Origin of the sequence: Micromonospora sp. MH33 (genome assembly GCF_003013775.1) — a bacterium.
In the GTDB taxonomy this organism is placed as follows: domain Bacteria; phylum Actinomycetota; class Actinomycetes; order Mycobacteriales; family Micromonosporaceae; genus Micromonospora; species Micromonospora fulviviridis.
The window spans coordinates 1-20022 of record NZ_MUYZ01000065.1; the positions used below are offsets into that span (position 1 = coordinate 1).

The 20022-nt window shown below is 73.6% G+C and carries 23 protein-coding genes; 8 read left to right on the forward strand and 15 right to left on the reverse strand.

Annotated features, from left to right (window positions below; all coding sequences use genetic code 11):
- Window positions 1–568 precede the first annotated feature (568 nt).
- Window positions 569–1852, reverse strand: a complete 1284-nt coding sequence (gene tyrS, locus B0E53_RS13090; protein WP_107076340.1) for a tyrosine--tRNA ligase — start codon at window positions 1850–1852, stop codon at window positions 569–571.
- Window positions 1853–1954: 102 nt separating this feature from the next.
- Here tyrS and B0E53_RS13095 point away from each other — a divergent pair, with 102 nt between their 5' ends.
- The 4 genes from B0E53_RS13095 (at window position 1955) to B0E53_RS13110 (ending at window position 4329) form a co-directional block, all read left to right on the forward strand.
- Window positions 1955–2338: a PaaI family thioesterase gene (locus tag B0E53_RS13095; protein ID WP_210406050.1), complete on the forward strand. Its 384-nt coding sequence runs from the start codon at window positions 1955–1957 to the stop codon at window positions 2336–2338.
- 83 nt (window positions 2339–2421) lie between these two features.
- The gene (locus B0E53_RS13100; protein WP_107076317.1) at window positions 2422–3648 is read left to right on the forward strand and encodes a divalent metal cation transporter; all 1227 of its coding nucleotides are present in this window, start codon (window positions 2422–2424) and stop codon (window positions 3646–3648) included.
- A complete protein-coding gene (locus B0E53_RS13105) occupies window positions 3645–4025 on the forward strand; it encodes a hypothetical protein (protein WP_107076318.1) in 381 nt (126 codons plus the stop codon). Before B0E53_RS13100 ends, B0E53_RS13105 begins: the two co-directional genes overlap by 4 nt.
- Window positions 4012–4329, forward strand: coding sequence for a hypothetical protein (locus B0E53_RS13110; protein WP_107076319.1), 318 nt, complete (start codon window positions 4012–4014; stop codon window positions 4327–4329). The genes B0E53_RS13105 and B0E53_RS13110 overlap by 14 nt, the downstream gene beginning before the upstream one ends.
- Before the next feature lie 49 nt (window positions 4330–4378).
- On the opposite strand, the gene B0E53_RS13115 is transcribed toward B0E53_RS13110, so the two are convergent.
- The 3 genes from B0E53_RS13115 to B0E53_RS13125 all read right to left on the reverse strand — a co-directional run bounded on the left by B0E53_RS13115 (window position 4379) and on the right by B0E53_RS13125 (window position 6977).
- Window positions 4379–5713 (reverse strand): hemolysin family protein, encoded by a 1335-nt coding sequence (locus B0E53_RS13115; protein WP_107076320.1) that lies wholly within the window; start codon window positions 5711–5713, stop codon window positions 4379–4381.
- Window positions 5714–5836: 123 nt separating this feature from the next.
- Window positions 5837–6463 carry a YgjV family protein gene (locus tag B0E53_RS13120; RefSeq protein ID WP_107076321.1) on the reverse strand — a complete coding sequence of 209 codons (627 nt, stop codon included), beginning with the start codon at window positions 6461–6463 and terminating at the stop codon, window positions 5837–5839.
- 10 nt (window positions 6464–6473) lie between these two features.
- A complete protein-coding gene (locus B0E53_RS13125; RefSeq protein ID WP_107076341.1) occupies window positions 6474–6977 on the reverse strand; it encodes a GNAT family N-acetyltransferase in 504 nt (167 codons plus the stop codon).
- 366 nt (window positions 6978–7343) lie between these two features.
- Between B0E53_RS13125 and B0E53_RS13130 the strand changes: the two genes are divergently transcribed.
- Window positions 7344–7604, forward strand: coding sequence for a hypothetical protein (locus B0E53_RS13130; RefSeq protein WP_210406049.1), 261 nt, complete (start codon window positions 7344–7346; stop codon window positions 7602–7604).
- Window positions 7605–7822: 218 nt separating this feature from the next.
- Window positions 7823–8710, forward strand: coding sequence for a universal stress protein (locus tag B0E53_RS13135; protein ID WP_168215308.1), 888 nt, complete (start codon window positions 7823–7825; stop codon window positions 8708–8710).
- A 19-nt stretch (window positions 8711–8729) separates the two neighbouring features.
- On the opposite strand, the gene B0E53_RS13140 is transcribed toward B0E53_RS13135, so the two are convergent.
- The 5 genes from B0E53_RS13140 to B0E53_RS13160 form a co-directional block, all read right to left on the reverse strand.
- Window positions 8730–9356 carry an FMN reductase gene (locus tag B0E53_RS13140; protein ID WP_107076323.1) on the reverse strand — a complete coding sequence of 209 codons (627 nt, stop codon included), beginning with the start codon at window positions 9354–9356 and terminating at the stop codon, window positions 8730–8732.
- Complete coding sequence (locus tag B0E53_RS13145) at window positions 9353–10492, reverse strand: LLM class flavin-dependent oxidoreductase (protein WP_107076324.1); 1140 nt, start codon at window positions 10490–10492, stop codon at window positions 9353–9355. The genes B0E53_RS13140 and B0E53_RS13145 overlap by 4 nt, the downstream gene beginning before the upstream one ends.
- A 161-nt stretch (window positions 10493–10653) precedes the next feature.
- Entirely contained in the window at window positions 10654–10929 is a 276-nt protein-coding gene (locus B0E53_RS13150) for a ubiquitin-like small modifier protein 1 (protein ID WP_107076325.1), read from the reverse strand.
- A complete protein-coding gene (locus B0E53_RS13155; protein WP_107076326.1) occupies window positions 10930–12012 on the reverse strand; it encodes a glycosyl hydrolase in 1083 nt (360 codons plus the stop codon).
- Window positions 12013–12093: 81 nt separating this feature from the next.
- Window positions 12094–12711, reverse strand: coding sequence for a DNA-3-methyladenine glycosylase (locus B0E53_RS13160; protein WP_107076327.1), 618 nt, complete (start codon window positions 12709–12711; stop codon window positions 12094–12096).
- 83 nt (window positions 12712–12794) lie between these two features.
- On the opposite strand from B0E53_RS13160, the gene B0E53_RS13165 reads away from it, so the two are divergent.
- The gene (locus tag B0E53_RS13165; protein ID WP_246835380.1) at window positions 12795–13229 is read left to right on the forward strand and encodes a DNA-binding protein; all 435 of its coding nucleotides are present in this window, start codon (window positions 12795–12797) and stop codon (window positions 13227–13229) included.
- 64 nt (window positions 13230–13293) lie between these two features.
- The gene (locus B0E53_RS13170) at window positions 13294–13647 is read left to right on the forward strand and encodes an MmcQ/YjbR family DNA-binding protein (RefSeq protein WP_107076328.1); all 354 of its coding nucleotides are present in this window, start codon (window positions 13294–13296) and stop codon (window positions 13645–13647) included.
- 40 nt (window positions 13648–13687) lie between these two features.
- Here B0E53_RS13170 and argH read toward each other — a convergent pair whose 3' ends face one another.
- From argH to argB, 6 genes are all read right to left on the reverse strand, one after another.
- Window positions 13688–15151, reverse strand: coding sequence for an argininosuccinate lyase (argH, locus tag B0E53_RS13175; protein WP_107076329.1), 1464 nt, complete (start codon window positions 15149–15151; stop codon window positions 13688–13690).
- Window positions 15152–15230: 79 nt separating this feature from the next.
- The gene (locus B0E53_RS13180) at window positions 15231–16436 is read right to left on the reverse strand and encodes an argininosuccinate synthase (protein ID WP_107076330.1); all 1206 of its coding nucleotides are present in this window, start codon (window positions 16434–16436) and stop codon (window positions 15231–15233) included.
- On the reverse strand, window positions 16433–16948 hold the full coding sequence (locus tag B0E53_RS13185) for an arginine repressor (RefSeq protein ID WP_107076331.1): 516 nt from the start codon (window positions 16946–16948) through the stop codon (window positions 16433–16435). Before B0E53_RS13185 ends, B0E53_RS13180 begins: the two co-directional genes overlap by 4 nt.
- Window positions 16945–17922, reverse strand: coding sequence for an ornithine carbamoyltransferase (argF, locus tag B0E53_RS13190; protein WP_107076332.1), 978 nt, complete (start codon window positions 17920–17922; stop codon window positions 16945–16947). Before argF ends, B0E53_RS13185 begins: the two co-directional genes overlap by 4 nt.
- Entirely contained in the window at window positions 17919–19118 is a 1200-nt protein-coding gene (locus B0E53_RS13195; RefSeq protein ID WP_107076333.1) for an acetylornithine transaminase, read from the reverse strand. Before B0E53_RS13195 ends, argF begins: the two co-directional genes overlap by 4 nt.
- Window positions 19115–20002 carry an acetylglutamate kinase gene (gene argB, locus B0E53_RS13200; RefSeq protein ID WP_107076334.1) on the reverse strand — a complete coding sequence of 296 codons (888 nt, stop codon included), beginning with the start codon at window positions 20000–20002 and terminating at the stop codon, window positions 19115–19117. The genes B0E53_RS13195 and argB overlap by 4 nt, the downstream gene beginning before the upstream one ends.
- Window positions 20003–20022 lie beyond the last annotated feature (20 nt).

The window sequence follows — 20022 nt, forward strand, 5'->3', positions numbered from 1 at the left end:
ACCAGTCCGGGGTATAAATCAATTTGGCACTGGCTTATCAAGCACCCTGTTGAGTTCTCAAAGAACAACCACACACCATCCGAAAGCCCCACTCCGTAGGACCCCCGTCCGGGGCATTTCGTTCGTCCGCACCCGCCGCTCTCGCGCCGGGCACTTTTACTACGTTACCCGGTGGTTTCTGCCGTGTCAAACCGATGTTTCGCGGTTTGTCGCGCCTTCCACCCTTTTGCCGGGCACCACTATTCGACCGGCTCGCGCCGGGCGCCTCGTGGAATTCGGCAGGACGGCCGCTGCGGTTTCCCGCTCGCTCGTCCGTGTCCCTGCCGGTCGACAACCTTACCCGGTCGGTTCCGCCTCGCCAAATCCGCCTCGCGGCGAATCCGGGGCACCGCCCGGTCCGGGTTCCGATGGAGTCAACCATCTTCGCCGGCGGTCATTCCCGCGCTCCGGCCTCCCAGGTCTTTTGCCTGTTTCGTCCGTTCCGCGCTGGCAGAGAGAAAGTTACGCGCCCAGCGGATTGATCGTCAAATCTGCTGGGCGCGTCCCGCGTCACATTGTCGACGGAGGGCTATTTGCGCAGCTCAACGCCCGCGAAGGAGCGCTTGCCCCGGCGCAGTACGAGGTAGCGGCCGTGCAGCAGGTCCGCCGGCGACACCGTCGCGTCCACCTCGGCGATGCGGACGTTGTTGACGTACGCGCCGCCCTCGGCGATGACCCGCCGGGCCTCCTTCATGCTCGGCACCAGGCCCGACTCCTTGAGCAGGCCGGCGACGTCGGGCAGCTCGTCGAGGTGCACCAGACCCGCCTCGGTGAGCGCGGCGCGCAGCGTCTCCGGGGCCAGCTCGTCGAGCGAGCCCCGGCCGAAGAGTGCCTGGCTCGCCGCGACGGCCTGGGCCATCTCCCGCTCGCCGTGAACCAGCGTGGTCAGCTCCTCGGCGAGCGCCCGCTGGGCGAGCCGCGCCTGCGGCCGTTCCGCCGTGGCCTTCTCCAGCTCCTCCAGCTCCTCCCGGGAGCGGAAGCTGAAGTACCGCAGGTAGCGGGTGACGTCCCGGTCGTCGGCGTTGACCCAGAACTGGTAGAAGGCGTACGGGCTGGTCATCTGCGGATCGAGCCAGACCGCGCCACCCTCGGTCTTGCCGAACTTGGTGCCGTCGGCCTTGGTCACCAGCGGCGTCACGAACGCCTCCACCGGCCCGGCGCCGCGGCGGCGGACGTAGTCCACGCCGGCGGTGATGTTGCCCCACTGGTCGGAGCCGCCGTACTGGAGCTGGCAGCCGTGCCGGCGGTGCAGCTCGAAGAAGTCGTTGGCCTGCAGGAGCTGGTAGCTGAACTCGGTGAAGCTGATGCCACTGTCCAGCCGCGCCTTGACCACCTCGCGGGCCAGCATCTTGTTCACCGGGAAGTGCTTGCCGACGTCCCGGAGAAACTCCACCACCGACATCTCGCCGGTCCAGTCCAGGTTGTTGACCAGCTGGGCCGCGTTCTTCCCGGTGTACGAGACGAACGGCGAGAGCTGGTCGCGGATGCGCCCCACCCAACCGGCCACCACCTCGGGCGGGTTGAGGGTGCGCTCGGCGCTCTCCTTCGGATCGCCGATCTGGCCGGTGGCGCCGCCGACCAGCAGCAGCGGCCGGTGCCCGGCGAGCTGGAGCCGGCGTGCGGTGGTGACCTGCATGAGGTGGCCGACGTGCAGGCTGGGCGCGGTCGGATCGAAGCCCACATAGAAGGTGGCGCTCCCGCCGTCGAGCAGCTCGCGCAGCTCGTCGAGGCCGGTCGAGTCCTGGATCAGGCCCCGCCACCGCAGGTCTTCGGTCAGGGAGTCCCGCACGTGCGGGAGGTTGCTGTCGGTCACGGTCACCAATTCTCCCCCATCACCGGCCCCGGCCCGTACCGGGTTTGCCGACGACGGCGGACTACGCTGGCGGCTCCACCGACAGGAGGGGCCGCTGTGGAGATGCCGGACGTGACCGGGGGCTTCGTCGCCCTGCTGGGCCTGAAGTTCGACGAGGTGAGCGGGGACCGGGTGGTGATCCGCTGGCAGGTCCGTCCGGAGCTGCACCAGCCGTACGGGATCCAGCACGGCGGGGTCTACTGCTCGGTGGTGGAGACGGCGGCCAGCATCGGCGGCGCCCTGTGGCTGGGTGACCGGGGCAAGGTCGTCGGGGTGTCCAACCAGACCGACTTCCTGCGCGCCGTCCGCGACGGCGAGCTGACCGCGGTCGGCACCCCGATCCACCGGGGCCGCAGCCAGCAGCTCTGGCTCGTGGAGATCACCGACGAGGGTGGCCGGCTGGTCTCGCGCGGTCAGGTGCGGTTGCAGAATCTCACCGCCGCCTGATTCCGGGCTGCTCGATTCGCCCGAAAAGAGGGATCTGACGCCGATATCGTCGCGTCGATGAGACCGTCCGCGCCCGACCCGACGTGAGGAAACTCCTCGCCGCCACTCTCGGCGTGCTGTCCGCCATCGGCGGCTTCGTCGACATCGGCGACCTGGTGGCGGCGAGCCAGGCCGGCGCGCGCTTCGGGATGGCCCACGCCTGGGTGCTGCTCGTCGGGGTGGTGGGCATCTGCGCGTACGCGGAGATGGCCGGCCGGATCGCGGCGGTGAGCGGCCGGGCGGTGTTCGACCTGGTCCGGGAGCGGCTGGGGCCGCGCGTCGCGCTGCTCAACCTGGTCGCCTCCTGGCTGGTCACGGTTGTCACGCTGGCCGCGGAGCTGGGCGGGGTGGCGCTGGCGTTGCAGCTCGCGACCGGGTTGAGCTACCTGCTCTGGGTGCCGGTGGCCGCGGTGGCGGTCTGGCTGGTGCTCTGGCGGATGCGCTTCGAGCTGATGGAACGGGTCTTCGGTCTGGCCGGGCTGGCCCTGCTGATCTTCGCGGTCGCGCTGTTCGCGCTGCCCACCGACTGGGCGGCGCTGGCGCACGGGGCGCTGCACGTGAGCTCCGCGGGCGAGACCTGGTCGGTGTACTGGTTCGTGGCGGTGGCCCTGTTCGCCTCGACGGTCAGCCCGTACGAGGTGTTCTTCTTCTCCTCGGGCGGGGTCGAGGAGCGGTGGAGCGCCGCCGACCTGGCGCACGCCCGCTCGAACGTGCTGATCGGCTTCCCGGTCGGCGGGTTCCTGGCGCTGTCGCTGATCGCCGTGGCGACGGTGGCGTACCACCCGTCCGGGGCGTCGCTGGACACCCTTGATCAGGTGGCCCGGCCGGTACTGACCGCGCTGGGCGGGGCCGGGCTGGCCGCCGCGGTGCTGGCGTTCTTCGCGGTGACCTTCGGGGCGGCCCTGGAGACCGGGCTGTCGGCCGCCTACGCGGCGTCGCAGTACTTCGGCTGGCAGTGGGGCAAGCGGGTCAGCCCGCGGGAGGCGGCCCGGTTCCACAGCGTGCTGCTCGTCGGGCTGTTGCTCGGGGTGCTGCTGCTGATGACCGCCGTGGACCCGATCCGGCTCACCGAGTACATGCTCGTGCTCAGCGCGGTGGTGCTGCCGCTGACCTACCTGCCGATCCTGGTGGTGGCGAACGACCGCAACTACCTCGGCGACCGGGTCAACGGGTGGTGGACGAACCTGCTCGGTGCGGTGTTCCTGCTGCTCATCGTCGCCGCCTCGGTGGCGGCGATCCCCCTGGCGATCATCACGAGGATGGGGCGATGAGGATCCAGCTCGCCAAGCAGTTGCTCGACCGGCAGATCGTCGACGTCGACGGCCGGCTCGTCGGGCGGGTCGACGACATCGCGTTCGCCGTCGACGAGGAGGGCTACCCGTACGTCGACTGCCTGCTCACCGGGCAGGCCGCGCTCGGGCAGCGGATCGGCGGCCGGATCGGGCGGCTGCTGGTGGCCGTCGCCGACCGGTTCACCGACGACCCGCCGGTGCCGCCGCTGCGCGTGCCGCTCGGCCTTGTCGACCGGGTGGACAGCATGGTGCGGCTGCGCTGCCCGGCGGCCGACCTGCCGCCCTCGCCGGTGGAGTCCTGGCTGCGCCAGCACCTGATCGACCGGATCCCGGGAGCCAACCGTGCGAGCGGGTGAGCTGCTCGGCCGGACCGCGTACGACCTGCGCGGGCGGCGGTTGGGCCGGGTGGTCGACGTGGTGGTGCGGGGCGGCTGGCCGCCGGAGCGGCTGCGGATCACCGACGTGATCGTGGCCGGCCACTGGTGGACCCGGGTGGCCAGCCGGCTGATCGGGCCGGAGCGGCACCCGTCGGGACCGTGGCTGCTGCGCGCCGTCATCCGGGTACTGGGGCGCAGCACCCACCAGCTGCCCGCCGACTCGGTGCAGCTGCTCCCGCCGGTGTCCGGCTTCCCGTTCGGGCCACCGGCCGACCGGAGCTGAGCGGGCGCCGCGCCGGCCGCGCCGGGCCGGCCGGTGGCCGGCGGCCCGGTCAGCCCCGGGCCTCGTCGAGCACCGGCGCCTCGACCTCCTCGGAGTCGTCGTGCCGCTCGTGGCGGCGGTGGCGGCGGACCCGTACCTCGGTGATCGCGTGGTGGTCGACGCCCGCCACCGCGAGGTCCCAGCCGTCGACGCTGACGCTCTCCCCCGCCACCGTCGGGATGTGCCCGAGGCAGATGAGCACCAGCCCGGCGATGGTGGTGTAGTCGCCGGCCGGGCGGTTGGGCAGTTCGACGCCGAGGTCGGTGAGGTCGTGCACCGGGAAGGTGCCGGGCAGCACCAGCGTCCCGTCCTCCTCGGTGCGGACCGAGCTGAGGTCCCGGTCGGTCTCGTCGTAGATCTCGCCGACGATCTCCTCGAGGATGTCCTCCAGGGTGACGATGCCGTCGACGGCGCCGCGCTCGTCGACCACCAGCGCGATGTGCTGGCGTTCCGCCTTGAACTGGCGCAGCGCGTCGACCACCGGAAGCGAATCGGGCAACAGCATGGGGGGTCGCGCGATCTCGTCGACCGGCCGGTCGTCGGGGACGCCGACCAGGTCGCGCAGGTGGATCACCCCGACCGCGTCGTCCAGGCCGCCGTGCCGGACCACCGGCGCCCGGGAGTGGCCGGTCGCGGCGAGGACCAGCCGGGCCGCCTCCGCGGTCGTCCCGCTGTCCAGGGTGAAGACCTGCAACCGGGGTACGAGCACCGCGCGCAGTTGCCGGTCGGCGATCTCCACGGCGCCGGCGATGATGGTCCGCTGCTCCTTGGTGAAGCCGTGGTTGCCGGCCACGATGTCGCGCAGCTCGTCCGGGCCGATCTCCTCCGGCTCGTGTTTCGGGTTCAGCCCGAAGAGGCGGACCACCAGGTCGCTGGTGGCGCCGAGGGCCCAGACGGCCGGCCGGGTCACGCTGGCCAGCAGGTCGAGCGGGCGGGCCACGACGAGGGCCCACCGCTCGGCGGACTGCATGGCGATCCGCTTCGGGGCCAGTTCGCCGAAGACCAGGGTGACGAAGGTGAGCGCCAGGGTGACCCCGACGATGGCGACCGTCTCGGCGGCGTCGCCGAGCGCCCCGAGCAGCGGGACGAGGGGCTTGGCCAGCGACACCGCGGCGGCGGCGGAGGCCAGGAAGCCGGCCAGGGTGATGCCGATCTGGATGGTGGCCAGGAACCGGTTGGGATCCTTGGCCAGCCGGGCCAGGGTGCGGCCGGCCCGGCTGCTGCGTTCCAGCCGCTGCAGCTGGCTGTCGCGCAGCGACACCAGGGCCATCTCGCTGCCGGCGAAGGCCGCGTTGACGATCACCAGAACTCCGACCAGGGCCAGTTGGCTCCAGTAGCTCTGCACGCGCGGTTCTCTCCCTCGACCCGACCCGGGCCGGCCGCCGTGGCCGGCCCGTCGCCGACCGCGGCCCGGGCGGCGTCGCCCCTCTGTGCCCCGCGGGCGGGCCGAGCAATCCTCCGGCCGGGGTCAGGCCGGCGCGGGCAGGTCCAGCACGTACGCGTCGCCCTCGGGGCGGAACCCGAGCCGGTGGTAGTAGGGGGCGACCATGCCGGGCGGGCTGACCACCCGGCGGAAGCCGCGGTCGGTGAACAGCCGGCTGCGCCGGTAGACGAACTCGCCCGGGGTGAAGTCGCGGAACGGCGGGGTCACGTAGTCCAGGTCGACCTGGGCGACCCCGCCCGCCTCGGCGTGCGAGACCACCACGCCGACCACCTCGTCGGCGCGGACCACCAGGAACGCCGACCGGTCGGCGGCGGTCGGGTCCCAGCGGAAGTCCGGGTTGAACCGGGCGATGTCGGCGGCGTGCACCCGCAGGGTGTGGGCCAGGAAGGCGTCGCTCGTGCCCACCTCGACCACCTCGTAGGTCTGTGCGTCGTGCCGGGTGGCCAACATCCGCCGCAGGTACCAGACGTTGATCACCGCAAGCACCACGTTCAGCCCGACCATGGGCCACACGTGCACGGCGGCGTTGTAGCCGATCAGGATGAGGCAGCCGAGCAGGTTGAGCGCGCGCAGCCGCAGGATGCGGGTCTGCAGCAGCGACCAGACCAGCAGCGCGGAGCCGGCCCAGCCGACGAGTTCCAGCCAGTTCACCCCGGGGAGACTAGTGGCCGCCCTGGTCAGTCGCCTCGGCGGGCAGCTCCAGCACGTACTCCTCGACCTCGGCGCCGCGGCCGGCGGCGTAGCCGGAGTCCTCGCCCACCACGACGAAGCCGCACTTGCGGAGCACCGCCAGGGAGGCGACGTTGTCCTTGGCGGCGCGGGCGTGCACCGGCCGCTGCGGCAGCTCGCGCAGCAGCGCGGCGAGCGCGGCGGTGGCGTGGCCCCGGCCCCAGTGGGCCGGGTCGATCCAGTAGCTGACCTCGATGCGCTCCCCCACCGGGAAGGCGGCCACGCGCCCGACCACCGTGCCGTCGACGGTCACGGTGCGGTTGACGATGCGCGGGTCGGCCCGGATGCGCGCCCAGTGGGCGTCGAAGGCGGCCCGGTCGGCCGGGTCCTTCGGCCCGAATGCGGCCATCCAGTTGGCCTGCGGATCCTGCTCGTGGGCGAAGAACGCCGGCAGGTCCTCGTCGCGTACCGGGCGGAGCCGCACCTCACTGGTCACCAGGCGGACGATACGCGGGCCCCCCGACAGGTTCGGGACCTCCGCCACCACCGGCACGTCCGACTTTCGCCCGGAGGGCACCGCCACCTTGAACCCGACGGCCCCGGCCCCGGTGCCGACCCGTCCGCTCCCACCTCCACGCCGGCCTCGGTCACGCCGATCGGCCCGGTACTGGAGGTACCCGGCACGCCGGCCGCCCCTGGTGCCGGTCACCCACGTGGGCCGGCCGGTCGGGGCGTGCGGACCGGGCCGTCACGTCACACGGCGGGTGGACCGGCGTCTCGACCGGCACCGGCGGGCCCGGTGGGAGCGGAGGATCGTCGGGTGAACAGAATGCTGCAGCGCCCGCGGAGCCGGGCATTTCGGATGCGTACCCTCCGACCCTCCGTCACCGGGCCGACGGCGGCCGGCCCGCGTGCCCTGGGCCCGACGGCGGCCGCCCCGCTGGCGCTCGCCGCGGCGGCGCTCGGCGCGGTGGCGGTCGGCCGGCTGATGATCGCCCGCCTGGCCGTCCGGCGGGCGGTGATCCGTGAGCTGCGGATCGGCCGGCTGGAGGTGGACGACCTGGTCGTCCACCGGCACACGGTCGATCAACCCGTCGGCGGCAGCACCGCCGGGAGATCGTAGAGGTCGAGCAGGCGGACCGGGCGGCCTGGAGCCGGTCCACCACGACGCTCGTGAAGCGGGTGGTGAGCTGCCGGCCCAGCCAGAACTGCCCGGCCCGGAACAGCCGGTGCCCGGGGCCCCGCGCCGGCCACTTCCCCCTCGGCCGGCGCGGACGGCCGTCCGCGTTCGGGCGCCACGGGACGGGTCGTGGTCGACAATGGGCGGAACCGACCGGAAGGATGCCGATGAACCGACCTGTCGTGGTGGGCGTCGACGGATCGTCGACCAGCCTCACCGCCGCCGAACACGCCGCACGGGCCGCCGTCGCGCGGTCCCGGCCGCTGCACCTGGTCCACGGCTACCTGCATCCCCTCGGCTACGGCGTGCCGCTCAACCCGTACGACCTCGGTGTGCCGGCGCCCACCGAGGAGGCGCAGAAGATGTTGGAGCAGGTGGCCGCCGAGCTGGTCGGCCGGCATCCGACCCTGCGGGTGCAGGTGCGCCAGGTGGCCGGCGGCCCCGGTGCCACGCTGGTCGAGGAGTCCCGCCGGGCCGAGCTCGTGGTGGTGGGCAGCCGGGGCGTGGGCGGCTTCGCCGGGCTGCTGCTCGGCTCGGTCAGCAACCAGGTCGCGCAGCACGGGCACTGCCCGGTGCTGGTGGTCCGCCCGGCGGAGCAGCCGATCCGGGTGCGGGGCCCCGTGCTGGTCGGGATGGACGGGTCCGAGTCGGCCGGGTATGCCGTCCGGCTCGCCGCCGACGAGGCGGTCCGCCGGGACGCCGACCTGGTGCTGGTGCACGTCCGGCCGCCGGAGCGCGGCGGGACCGTGCCGGAGCGGACGGCCGAGGCCGAGGCGGCCGGGCAGGCCGAGTCCGCCGAGCTGCTGGCCGGGGCGGCCGCCCGGATCCGCGCGGACCATCCGGTGCTGAGCGTCGTCGAGCGGCCGGTGGGAGCCGCCTCCCCGGAGCAGGCGCTGGTCGAGGCCAGCGGGGAGGCGGCGCTGGTGGTGGTCGGCTCCCGGGGCCGGGGCGGCTTCGCCGGGCTGCTGCTCGGCTCGGTCAGCCAGGCGCTGGTGCAGCACGCCCACTGCCCGGTGCTGGTGGCGCACCCGTACGAGCCGGTGGACTGACCGCCGGGTGCGGGCCTGCTCAGGCCGGGTCGCGGCCGGCGAGCAGGTTCTCGAAGCGGGTGGTGAGGGCGAACGGGTCGGCCGGGCCGGTCGCCGCCGGGCGGCGGTCCACCTGCTCGGCCAGCTCCATCCCGGCCCGCCGGGTCCGGCCCCGCAACGCGCTGTCGTCGCCGTCGCCGGCCCAGTCCTCCGGCGCGGCGAAGACCGCCGTCGGCATCACCACGGCCCGCAGGTACGCGAACATCGGCCGGACCGCGTGCTCGAGGGCGAGCGAGTGCCGGGCCGTGCCGCCGGTGGCCCCGATCAGCACCGGCCGGTCGGCCAGCGCCTCCTTCTCCACCACGTCGAAGAACGACTTGAACAGCCCGCTGTACGAGGCGTTGAAGATCGGGGTGACCGCGATCAGCCCGTCCGCGCCGGCGACGGTGTCCAGCGCCGCGCGCAGGGCGGCCGGCGGGAAGCCGGTGAGCAGGTGGTTGACCACGTCGTGGGCGTGCTCGCGCAGCTCCACGGTACGGATCTCCACCTCGGCGCCGCGCCGGACCAGCTCGTCGCGGGCGGCCGCGGCGAGCTGGTCGGCGAGCAGCCGGGTCGACGAGGGCTGGCCGAGGCCGGCCGAGACCACGGCCAGGGTGCGGCGGGTCATCGTGCCTCCTCGGGCGCCTTGCCGGTCACGTCGTCGACGGCGTGGACGGTGCTGTCCGTGGCGCCGCCCGCCGCGGCCAGCAGCGAGGCGTGCGTCGGCGCCTCGGGCACGTGCGCCGGGCGCAGCGAGTCGAACTCCTTGCGCAGCACCGGGACGACCTCCTCCCCCAGGATGTCGAGCTGCTCCAGGACGGTCTTCAGCGGCAGCCCGGCGTGGTCCATCAGGAAGAGCTGGCGCTGGTAGTCGCCGACGTACTCGCGGAAGCCCAGCGTCCGGTCGATGACCTGCTGCGGGCTGCCCACGGTCAGCGGGGTCTCCCGGGTGAACTCCTCCAGCGACGGCCCGTGCCCGTAGACCGGGGCGTTGTCGAAGTAGGGCCGGAACTCGCGCACCGCGTCCTGCGAGTTCCTCCGCATGAACACCTGGCCGCCGAGGCCGACGATGGCCTGGTCGGCGGAGCCGTGGCCGTAGTGCGCGAAGCGCTGCCGGTAGAGCCCGACCATCCGCTGGGTGTGCTCCTTCGGCCAGAAGATGTGGTTGGCGAAGAAGCCGTCGCCGTAGTACGCGGCCTGCTCGGCGATCTCGGGGCTGCGGATCGAGCCGTGCCAGACGAACGGCGGCACGCCGTCGAGCGGGCGCGGGGTCGAGGTGAACGACTGCAGCGGGGTGCGGAACCGCCCCTTCCAGTCGACCACGTCCTCCCGCCACAGCCGGTGCAGCAGGTCGTAGTTCTCGATGGCGAGCGGGATGCCGTTGCGGATGTCCTGCCCGAACCACGGGTAGACCGGGCCGGTGTTGCCGCGGCCCATCATGAGGTCCACCCGGCCGTCGGCCAGGTGCTGGAGCATCGCGTAGTCCTCGGCGATCTTCACCGGGTCGTTGGTGGTGATCAGCGTGGTCGCGGTCGACAGCAGCAGCCGCTCGGTGCGGGCGGCGATGTGGCCGAGCAGGGTGGTGGGCGACGACGGCACGAACGGCGGGTTGTGGTGCTCGCCGGTGGCGAACACGTCCAGCCCGACCTCCTCGGCCTTGAGTGCGATGGCCACCATGGCCTTGATCCGCTCATGCTCGGACGGCAGCCGCCCGTTGGTCGGGTCGACCGTGACGTCGCCGACGGTGAAGACTCCGAACTGCATGACCGCTCCTCGCGTGACGTCCGGACCGGGCTGGTCCCAGATCGCTCCGCACAACATATTTGACGAGTCAACTATTCCGGAGCGACCCCGCCACCAGGTGGCCCACCTCACCCCGCGGCACGCCCGGCCCCCGGGGCGAGGCACGCGGGTGACGGGGTGGGTCAGCCGCCGGCGACCGACGGGAGGATCTGCACCTCGGCGCCGTCGCTGACCGGGGCGGCCAGGCCACCGGCGTGCCGGCAGTCCTCGCCGTCGACGTAGACGTTCACGTAGCGGCGCAGCTCGCCGCGCTCGTCGCGGATCCGGCGGTCCAGCCGCGGCCAGCCGCTGGCCACCTCGTCGAGGACCGCCCGCAGGGTGCCGGCGGCGGCCACGGTCAGCCGGCTCTCCCCGCCCGCCTCGGGCCGGAGCGGGCCGGGCAGCAGCACGGTGACCACTCAGACCTCCGCGGCCCGGACACAGAGCACGTCGGGCAGGTGCGCCGCGACCAGCGACCAGGAGTCGCCCTCGTCGGCGCTGGCGTAGACCTCACCCGAGCGGGTGCCGAAGTAGACCCCGGCCGGGTCATGGTCGTCGGCGCACATGGCGTCGCGCAGCACCGAGGGATAGAACGGTCCCTCCGGCAGGCCGGCGGTGAGCGGCTGCCAGCTCCCACCGGCGTCGGCCGAGCGGTAGACCCGGCAGCGCCGGTCGGTCGGGAACCGCTCGCCGTCCGCGGTCAGCGGGAAGGCGTAGACGGTGCCGGGGCGGGACGGGTGGGCGACGATCGGGAAACCGAAGTCGCTGGGCAGGCCCGCGGCGATCGAGGTCCAGCTGAGGCCGTCGTCGTCGGAGCGGTAGACGCCGTGGTGGTTCTGCGCGTACAGGCGCTCGGGGTCGCCGGCGTCCCGGGCGATCTTGTGGACGCACTGGCCGAACTCGGGCCACTCGTCCGGCAGGAAGTACGCCCGGATGCCGGTGTTGCCCGGCGCCCAGCTCGCCCCCGCGTCCGCGGTGCGGTAGACCCCGCCGGTGGACATCGCCACCGCCATCCGGCCCGGGGCGCCCGGGTGCGGCAGCACGCTGTGGACGGCCTGGCCGCCGAAGCCGGCGGCCCACTGCTCGCGATGGGGATGGTCCCAGAGCGCCCGGACCAGGCCGAAGCTGCGGCCGCCGTCGTCGGAGCGGAACAGCGCGGACGGTTCGGTGCCCGCCCAGACCACGTCGGGCTGGTCCGGGCCGGCCGGGGTGAGCTGCCAGACCCGCCCCAGGCTGGCCCCGGTGTCGGCCGGGAACGCCACGGGCGCCTGCTCGGGCTCCTGCCAGGAGCCGCCCAGGTCGTCGCTCGTGGCCACGCTCGGGCCGAAGTGCGAGCTGGTCATGCCGGCCAGCAGCCGGGGCCGGCCGGGACGCTTGTCGACGGCGACCGCGTACACCCCGGTCATGGGGAAGTGCGGGCCGCTCACCGCCCAGTCGCGCCGGTCGGTGCTGGTGGCCAGGAAAAGTCCCTTGCCGGTGCCGATCGCGAGCAGCGTCGTCATGCCGGTCCTCCCTCGTCGCGGGTGCCGTGATTATTGCCACACCCACCGACAGGATTCCCACCCGGCGCGCCGAGCGGCCGATCAGCGGCGGGTCCGGGGCACGTGCCGGCGGTACGCGCTCACCGTCGGGTCGCCCGCGAGCCAGAAGCGCCACGGCACGTCGTGGGCGCCGGTGACGCCCACCCGGGGCCCGGCGGTGACCGCCGCCCCCGGCACCGGAACGAGCGGGGGCCGCAGCCGCACCGGCCCGTCGCCGAGCAGGTCGGCGCCGTAGACGGACCGGTCGATGCCGAGCGCCGCGCAGAGCCGGGCGGGCCCGCGCGCGAGATCCACGTCCCGGCGTACGGCCGGTCGGCGCTCCCGGGCGACGTCGAGGCCGTCGACCACCTCGCCGGCACGCAGCAGCACCGCCGAGGCTTCGCCGTCCGGCCCGGTCACCACGTTCACGCACCAGTGCATGCCGTAGGTGAAGTAGACGTAGGCGTGCCCGGCCGGGCCGAACATCACCGCGTTGCGCGGGGTCCGCCCCCGGTGGGCGTGCGAGGCGGGATCGCCGGCGGTGCCGGCGTACGCCTCGACCTCGGTGATCCGGACCGTGACCCCGTGCCCGCTGAGGCGGCAGCCGAGCAGCCCCCGGGCGGCGGGAACCACCGGGCCGGCGAGCAGGTCGGAGAGAGCGGCGAGGTCGGTCGCGGTCACCGGAGAACCCTAACCGGATCCGCGAAGGTGAGCACGAATTGCTTTCAACGAGGTGTTGACAAAATGTCGTTCAAGGGTGTGGGATGGACGACATGGTCACGTTGGACAACGACCCGTTCACCGCTCCGGATGCTGCCCAGGCGCGCGCCCACCGCAACTACGCGGCGCTGCTGCGGATCGCCGAGCGGCACGCCGGCACCGACGCCCGCCGCCGGCGTTACGCGCACCCCGACGTCCCCGACGCCTACGAGGCCGCGACGCTGGTGATGGCCCTCGCGGGCGGGGCGGAGCTGGCGGAGGGCGAGGAGCCGGTCGACCAGGCCGACCTGATGGCCGCGCTGACCCTGATCCCGCACGTGCGCGCCGAGGTCGACGCGCTGGAGGCCGGGCTGCTGCAGGTGGCCCGCGGCCGGGGGATGACCTGGCAGGCGATCGCCTTCGGGCTGGGGCTGGGCAGCGCCCAGGCGGCCCGGCAGCGCTACGAGCGGCTCACCGTGCGCACCGGCACCGGCGACTGATCACCGCCGGACTGTCACAGCGGCGGGCGCGAGACTGTCCCGGACGAGGGCACGGGAGGACGCGATGACGCGCGAGGAGATGCTGGCCTACTGCCTGGCCAAGCCGGGCGCCTGGTTGGACCGGCCGTGGGAGGGCGACGAGGTGGTCAAGGTGGGCAGCCGGATCTTCGCCTTCCTGGGCGCTCCCGAGGGCGAGGCCCGGGTGGGGGTCAAGTGCGGCCCGTCCCGGGAGGTGGCCGACGAGTGGCTGCACCGGTTCCCCGACGACGCCCGTTCCTCCCCCTACATCGGCCGCTCCGGCTGGAACACGCTGCGGCTCGAGGGCGGCATCCCCGACGACGAACTGATCGAGGCCGTCGACGGGTCGTACGACGCGGTGGTGGCGAAGCTGCCCAAGCGCGAGCGGCCGACGGCCTGACCCCGCGCGGCGGCCGGGGCCACCGCGCGGGGCGTCGGACTCAGCGGGGCACGACCCGCTCGGCGGTCCAGTCCCGCCAGCCGGCCAGCTTGTCCGCGGCGGCCGCGAGCTGATCGGCCACCGGCCCGGGGCCGGTCGAGCCGGGGGTGGTCCGGGCGGCCAGGGCCGACCGCACCGAGAGCACGTCCCGCACCGAGGGGTCGAGGTGCTCGCTGACCGCGGCCAGGTCGTCGTCGGAGACCTCGTCGAGGGCGCAGTCGCGGGCCACGCAGAGCGCCACCAACCGGCCGGTGATCTCGTGCGCGTCGCGGAACGGCACGTTCCGGCGGACCAGCCAGTCGGCGACCTCGGTGGCCAGCGAGAAGCCGACCGGCGCGGCGGCCACCAGCCGATCGACCCGGACCGTCATGGTGGAGATCATTCCCGCGAGGGCGGGCAGCAGCAGTTCCAGGGTGTCGACCGCGTCGAAGGCCGGCTCCTTGTCCTCCTGCATGTCCCGGTCATAGGTCATCGGCAGGCCCTTGAGCATGGTGAGCACGCTCATGAGGCCGCCGACCAGGCGGCCGGACTTGCCCCGGGCCAGCTCGGCGATGTCCGCGTTCTTCTTCTGCGGCATGATCGACGACCCGGTGGCGAACGCGTCGTCCAGCTCGACCCAGCCGAACTCGTGCGACGTCCAGAGCACCACCTCCTCGCCGAGGCGGGACAGGTGCACGCCGATCATCGCGGTGACGAAGAGGAACTCGGCGACGAAGTCCCGGTCGGCCACCGCGTCCATCGAGTTCGCGAAGGACGTGCGGAAGCCCAGCTCCTTGGCGACCGCCACCGGGTCCAGCGGCAGGCCGGACCCGGCGAGCGCACCCGCGCCGAGCGGGCTGACCGCACACCGGTGGTCCCAGTCGCGCAGCCGCTCCAGGTCCCGCAGCAGCGGCTGCACGTGGGCGAGCAGCCAGTGCCCGAAGGTGACCGGCTGGGCGTGCTGGAGGTGGGTCATGCCCGGCGCGGCGGTGTCCACGTGCCGCTCCGCCTGCTCGACCAGGGCCTCGGCCAGCTCGACCAGCCGGGCGGCCACGCCGCGGGCGTGGTCGCGCAGGTAGAGCCGCAGGTCGGTGGCGACCTGGTCGTTCCGGGAACGGCCGGCGCGCAGCTTGCCGCCGAGGCTGCCGAGCCGCTCCAGCAGGCCGCGCTCCAGGGCCGTGTGCACGTCCTCGTCGTCGACCGTGGGGCGGAACGCCCCGGAGGCGCAGGCGGCCTCCAGGTCGTCCAGCGCGGCCAGGATCTTGCCCAGTTCCTCCGGGTCGAGCAGGCCGGCGCCGGCCAGGACCCGGGCGTGCGCCCGGGAGCCGGCGATGTCGTACGGGGCGAGGCGCCAGTCGAACTGGACGCTCACCGACAGCCGCGCGAGCGCCTCGGCGGGTCCGCCGGCGAACCGGCCTCCCCAGAGGCTCGTCCGGTTGGCGGGGGCGCTGTTCTCGGTCAGGCTCTTGTCGTCCACCCCACCCATTGTGGCAGCGCTCACCTTTCGCTCCCGACTGCGGGGCTCACTCGCTTCGCTCCTTCACTCCTCGCGTTCGCACTCACGATCAGGAGCCGCCCAGCCGGGCGTCCCGCGCGGCGGCCATCTTGCTGGGCAGGCCCCAGAGCTGCACGAAGCCCTTGGCGAGGGACTGGTCGAAGGTGTCCCCGGTGTCGTAGGTGGCCATGCCGAAGTCGTAGAGGCTGGCCTCGGAGCGCCGGCCCGTGACGGTGGCCCGGCCGCCGTGCAGGGTGAGCCGCACCTCGCCGGAGACGTGCTGCTGGGCGTCGTCGATGAACGCGTCGAGCGCCTTCTTCAGCGGCGAGAACCAGAGGCCGTCGTAGACCAGCTCGCCCCAGCGCTGGTCGACGCCGCGCTTGAACCGGGCCAGGTCCCGCTCGACGGTGACCGCCTCCAGCTCCTGGTGGGCGGCGATCAGCGCGATCGCGCCGGGAGCCTCGTACACCTCGCGGCTCTTGATGCCGACCAGCCGGTCCTCGACCATGTCGAGCCGGCCGACGCCCTGGGCGCCGGCGCGCCGGTTCAGCTCCAGGATCGCCTGGTACGGGGTGACGGTCTCGCCGTCGACGGCGACCGGCACGCCGGCGTCGAAGGTGATCACCACCTCGTCGGCGTCGCGCGGCTCGGCCGGGTCGGCCGTGTAGGAGTAGAGGTCCTCGATCGGTCCGTTCCAGATGTCCTCCAGGAAGCCGGTCTCCACCGCGCGTCCCCACAGGTTCTGGTCGATGGAGTACGGCGACTTCGCCGACACGTCGATCGGCAGGCCCTTCTCCTCGGCGAAGGCGATGGCCTTGTCCCGGGTCCAGGCGAAGTCCCGGGCCGGCGCGATGATCTTCAGGTCGGGGGCGAGCGCGGACAGGCCGACCTCGAAGCGGACCTGGTCGTTGCCCTTGCCGGTGCAGCCGTGCGACACGATGGTGCCGCCGTGCTTCTTCGCCGCGGCCACCAGGTGCTTGACGATCAGCGGCCGGGACAGCGCGGAGACCAGCGGGTAGCGGTCCATGTAGAGGGCGTTGGCCCGGATGGCCGGCAGGCAGTACTCGGCGGCGAACTCGTCACGCGCGTCGACCACCTCGGACTCGACGGCGCCGCAGTCCAGCGCGCGCTGCCGGATGGCGTTCAGGTCCTCGCCGCCCTGGCCGACGTCGACCGCGACCGCGATCACCTCGGCGCCGGTCTGCTCGGCCAGGTAGGGAATGGCGACGGAGGTGTCGAGACCCCCGGAGTACGCCAGGACGACCCGCTCGGTCATGGTGTGGTGCTCCCTTCAACGTTCTCTTCCCGGCGGGCCCACCCGGCGAGCTTGTCGCCCAGCGCGGCGCCGCCGACGGCCTCGCGGGCCACGACGAGGATGGTGTCGTCGCCGGCGATGGTGCCGACGATCTCGGACAGGCCCGCTCGGTCCAACGCGCTGGCCAGATAGTGGGCTGCGCCCGGCGGGGTACGCAGCACGGCGATGTTGCCGCTGGAGTCGACCCCGTTGAGCAGCTCGTGCAGCAGCCGGACGAGGCGGGCCGGTGCGGCCTCGGCCTCCCGCAGCGGCCGGTGGCCGTCCTCCGGGATCAGGTAGACGCCCCGCCCGTCGCCGCCCCGCGCGGTGACCGCCCCGAGTTCCTTGAGGTCCCGGGAGAGGGTGGCCTGGGTGACCTGGATGCCGTCACCGGCGAGCAGGTCGGCCAGCTCGGTCTGCGAGTGGATGGCCTTGTCGCGGATCAGCTCGACGATGCGGGCGTGCCGCGCGGTGCGGGTCAGCGGGGCGGTCACCGGGCCTCCTTGGTCGCGACTGCGGGGCTCGCAAGCTCACTCCTCGCGCTCCCGGATGCCTCCAGGAGAAACGTGAGCAACGCCTTCTGGGCGTGCAGGCGATTCTCCGCCTGGTCGAAGACGGCGCTGTGCGGCCCGTCGAGCACCTCGTCGGTGATCTCCTCGCCCCGGTGGGCGGGCAGGCAGTGCAGCACGATCACGTCGGCCGCGGCGTGGCCGAGCAGCGCGTCGTTGACCTGGTACGGCAGGAACGGGGTGGTCCGGTCCTGGCCGTCGGACTCCTGGCCCATCGAGGTCCAGGTGTCGGTGGCGACCACGTCGGCGGCGCGGACCGCCTCGACCGGGTCGGTGAGCACCCGGACCGAGCCGCCGGTGCCGGCGGCGATCTTCTCGGCCCGGGCGACGATCTCGGGCTCCGGCTGGAATCCGGCCGGGCCGGCGATCCGCACATGCATCCCGGCTGTAGCCCCGGCCAGCAGGTAGGAGTGCGCCATGTTGTTCGCGGCGTCCCCGAGGTACGCCAGGGTGCGCCCGGCGGTGGCGCCGCAGCGCTCCCGGACGGTGAGCAGGTCGGCGAGGAGCTGGCAGGGGTGGTAGGTGTCGGTGAGCGCGTTGATCACCGGCACGGTGGCGTGCGTGGCGACCTCGGCGATCCGGTCGTCGCCGTGGGTGCGCAGCACGATCGCGGCGACGTAGCGGGACAGCACCCGGCCGGCGTCGGCGAGGGTCTCGCCCCGGCCGAAGTGGGTGACCTGGGTGTCCACCACGAGCGGGTGCCCGCCCAGTTCGGCGATGCCGGCGTCGAAGGAGATCCGGGTGCGCAGGCTCTGCTTGTCGAAGAGCACCGCCACCGACCTCGGCCCGGCGAGGGGCTGGAACGCGAACCGGTCGGCCTTCATCCGGGCGGCCAGGTCGAGCACGGTGGCCTGTTCGGCGGGCGAGAGGTCGTCGTCCCGCAGGAAGTGGCGGATCATGCGGGGACCTCCGTGGCGGTGATGGGGGCGGGCGCGGCGGCGTCGAGGGCGGCGGGCAGCGCGGCGAGGAAGGCGTCGACCTGCTCGGCGGTGAGGATCAGCGGCGGGGCGAGCCGGACCACGCCCGGCTGCACCGGGTTGACCAGGAACCCGGCCTCCCGCAGCGCGCCGGTCACCGCGCGGGAGACCGGCGCGTCGAGCACGATGCCGAGCAGCAGGCCGGCGCCGCGGACCTCGGCGACGAGCGGGTGGCCGAGCCCCTCGATGCCGCGCCGCAGCCGCTCCCCGATCCGCTTGACGTGGTCGAGCAGCCCCTCGTTGGCAATGGTGGCGACCACGGCAAGCGCGGCGGCGCAACTGACCGGGTTTCCCCCGAACGTGGTGCCGTGTGAGCCGGGCGTGAGCAGCTCGGCGGCCCGCCCGAAGGCCAGGCAGGCGCCGAGCGGCAGCCCGCCGCCGAGCCCCTTGGCCAGGGTGACGACGTCCGGCTCGACGCCCTCGGCCTGGTGGGCGAACCAGTGCCCGGTGCGGCCCACGCCGGTCTGCACCTCGTCGAGCACCAGCAGCGCGCCGTGCGCGGCGGTGATCCGGCGGGCCTCGGCCAGGTAGCCGGGCGGCGGGACGACGACGCCGTTCTCCCCCTGGATCGGCTCGATAATGACCATGGCGGTGGCGTCGGTGACCGCCTCGGCCAGGGCGGCGGCGTCGCCGTACCGGACGTGGGTGACCTCGCCGGGCAGCGGGCGGAACGGGTCGGCCTTGGCCGGCTGGCCGGTCAGCGCCAGGGCGCCCATGGTCCGGCCGTGGAAACCGCCGTGGGTGGCCACCACGTGGGTGCGCCCGGTGAGCCGGGACAGCTTGAACGCGGCCTCGTTGGCCTCCGCGCCGGAGTTGGCCAGGAAGACCCGGCCCGGCCGGCCGGCCAGGGCCAGCAGCAGCTCGGCCAGGGCCACCGGCGGTTCGGCGACGAACAGGTTCGACACGTGCCCGAGGGTGGCGACCTGCCGGGACACGGCGGCCACCACGGCCGGGTGGGCGTGGCCGAGGGCGTTGACCGCGATGCCGCCGAGCAGGTCGACGTACTCCCGGCCGGCCTCGTCGACCACGACGGCGCCGGAGCCGGAGACGAGCGCCAGCGGCGGGGTGCCGTAGTTGTCCATCATGGACGCGCCCCAGCGCTGCACCAGCGTGCTCATTCCGCCACCACCATCGTGCCGAATCCTTCCGAGGTGAACACTTCGAGGAGCGTCGAGTGGGCGACCCGGCCGTCGACGACGTGCGCCGCGGGCACTCCCCCGCGCACCGCCCGCAGGCAGGCCTCCATCTTCGGGACCATCCCGGATCCCAGGGACGGCAGCAGCTTCGCCAGGTCGTCGGTGGTGATCTCGCTGACCAGGCTGGCCGTGTCGGGCCAGTCGGCGTAGAGGCCGGGCACGTCGGTGAGGACGACCAGCTTGCGGGCGTCCAGGGCGACGGCGAGCGCGGCGGCGGCCGTGTCGGCGTTGAGGTTGTGCAGGACCCCGTCGGCGTCCGGCGCGACCGTGGAGATGACCGGGATCCGGCCGGCCGCGATGAGGTCGGCCACCGCGGAGACGTCCACCGACTCCACGTCGCCGACCTGCCCGACGTCGACCGGCTCCCCGTCCACGTACGCGGGGCGGCGCACCGCGGTGAACAGGCCGGCGTCCTCGCCGGAGAGGCCGACGGCGAACGGGCCGTGCGCGTTGATCAGCCCGACCAGCTCGCGGCCGACCTGCCCCACGAGGACCATCCGGACCACGTCCATGGCCTCGGGGGTGGTGACCCGCAGGCCGCCCTTGAACTCGCTGGCGATGCCGAGGCGGCCGAGCATGGCGGAGATCTGCGGACCGCCGCCGTGCACGACGACCGGCTTGAGGCCGGCGTACCGGAGGAAGACCATGTCCGCGGCGAACGCCCGCTGCAGTTCGGGTTCGACCATGGCGTTGCCGCCGTACTTGACCACGACGGTGGCGCCGGAGAGGCGGGCCAGCCAGGGCAGGGCCTCGATCAGCGTCTCGGCCTTGGCCTGGGCCCGGGTGAGGTCGGCGGTGAGGCTCACTGCGCCAGCCTTCCGTTCGC

What these genes read in the sequence shown, in the direction of transcription:
- B0E53_RS13145 (WP_107076324.1), bottom strand. Translation starts at nt 10,492, where the DNA reads ATGCAGTTCGGAGTCTTCACCGTCGGCGACGTCACGGTCGACCCGACC.
- argF (WP_107076332.1), bottom strand. Translation starts at nt 17,922, where the DNA reads ATGATCCGCCACTTCCTGCGGGACGACGACCTCTCGCCCGCCGAACAG.
- B0E53_RS13105 (WP_107076318.1), top strand. Translation starts at nt 3,645, where the DNA reads ATGAGGATCCAGCTCGCCAAGCAGTTGCTCGACCGGCAGATCGTCGAC.
- B0E53_RS13095 (WP_210406050.1), top strand. Translation starts at nt 1,955, where the DNA reads ATGCCGGACGTGACCGGGGGCTTCGTCGCCCTGCTGGGCCTGAAGTTC.
- B0E53_RS13165 (WP_246835380.1), top strand. Translation starts at nt 12,795, where the DNA reads ATGGACGACATGGTCACGTTGGACAACGACCCGTTCACCGCTCCGGAT.
- argH (WP_107076329.1), bottom strand. Translation starts at nt 15,151, where the DNA reads ATGGGTGGGGTGGACGACAAGAGCCTGACCGAGAACAGCGCCCCCGCC.
- B0E53_RS13180 (WP_107076330.1), bottom strand. Translation starts at nt 16,436, where the DNA reads ATGACCGAGCGGGTCGTCCTGGCGTACTCCGGGGGTCTCGACACCTCC.
- B0E53_RS13130 (WP_210406049.1), top strand. Translation starts at nt 7,344, where the DNA reads ATGCGTACCCTCCGACCCTCCGTCACCGGGCCGACGGCGGCCGGCCCG.
- B0E53_RS13170 (WP_107076328.1), top strand. Translation starts at nt 13,294, where the DNA reads ATGACGCGCGAGGAGATGCTGGCCTACTGCCTGGCCAAGCCGGGCGCC.
- B0E53_RS13140 (WP_107076323.1), bottom strand. Translation starts at nt 9,356, where the DNA reads ATGACCCGCCGCACCCTGGCCGTGGTCTCGGCCGGCCTCGGCCAGCCC.
- B0E53_RS13135 (WP_168215308.1), top strand. Translation starts at nt 7,823, where the DNA reads ATGCCGATGAACCGACCTGTCGTGGTGGGCGTCGACGGATCGTCGACC.
- B0E53_RS13195 (WP_107076333.1), bottom strand. Translation starts at nt 19,118, where the DNA reads ATGAGCACGCTGGTGCAGCGCTGGGGCGCGTCCATGATGGACAACTAC.
- B0E53_RS13155 (WP_107076326.1), bottom strand. Translation starts at nt 12,012, where the DNA reads ATGACGACGCTGCTCGCGATCGGCACCGGCAAGGGACTTTTCCTGGCC.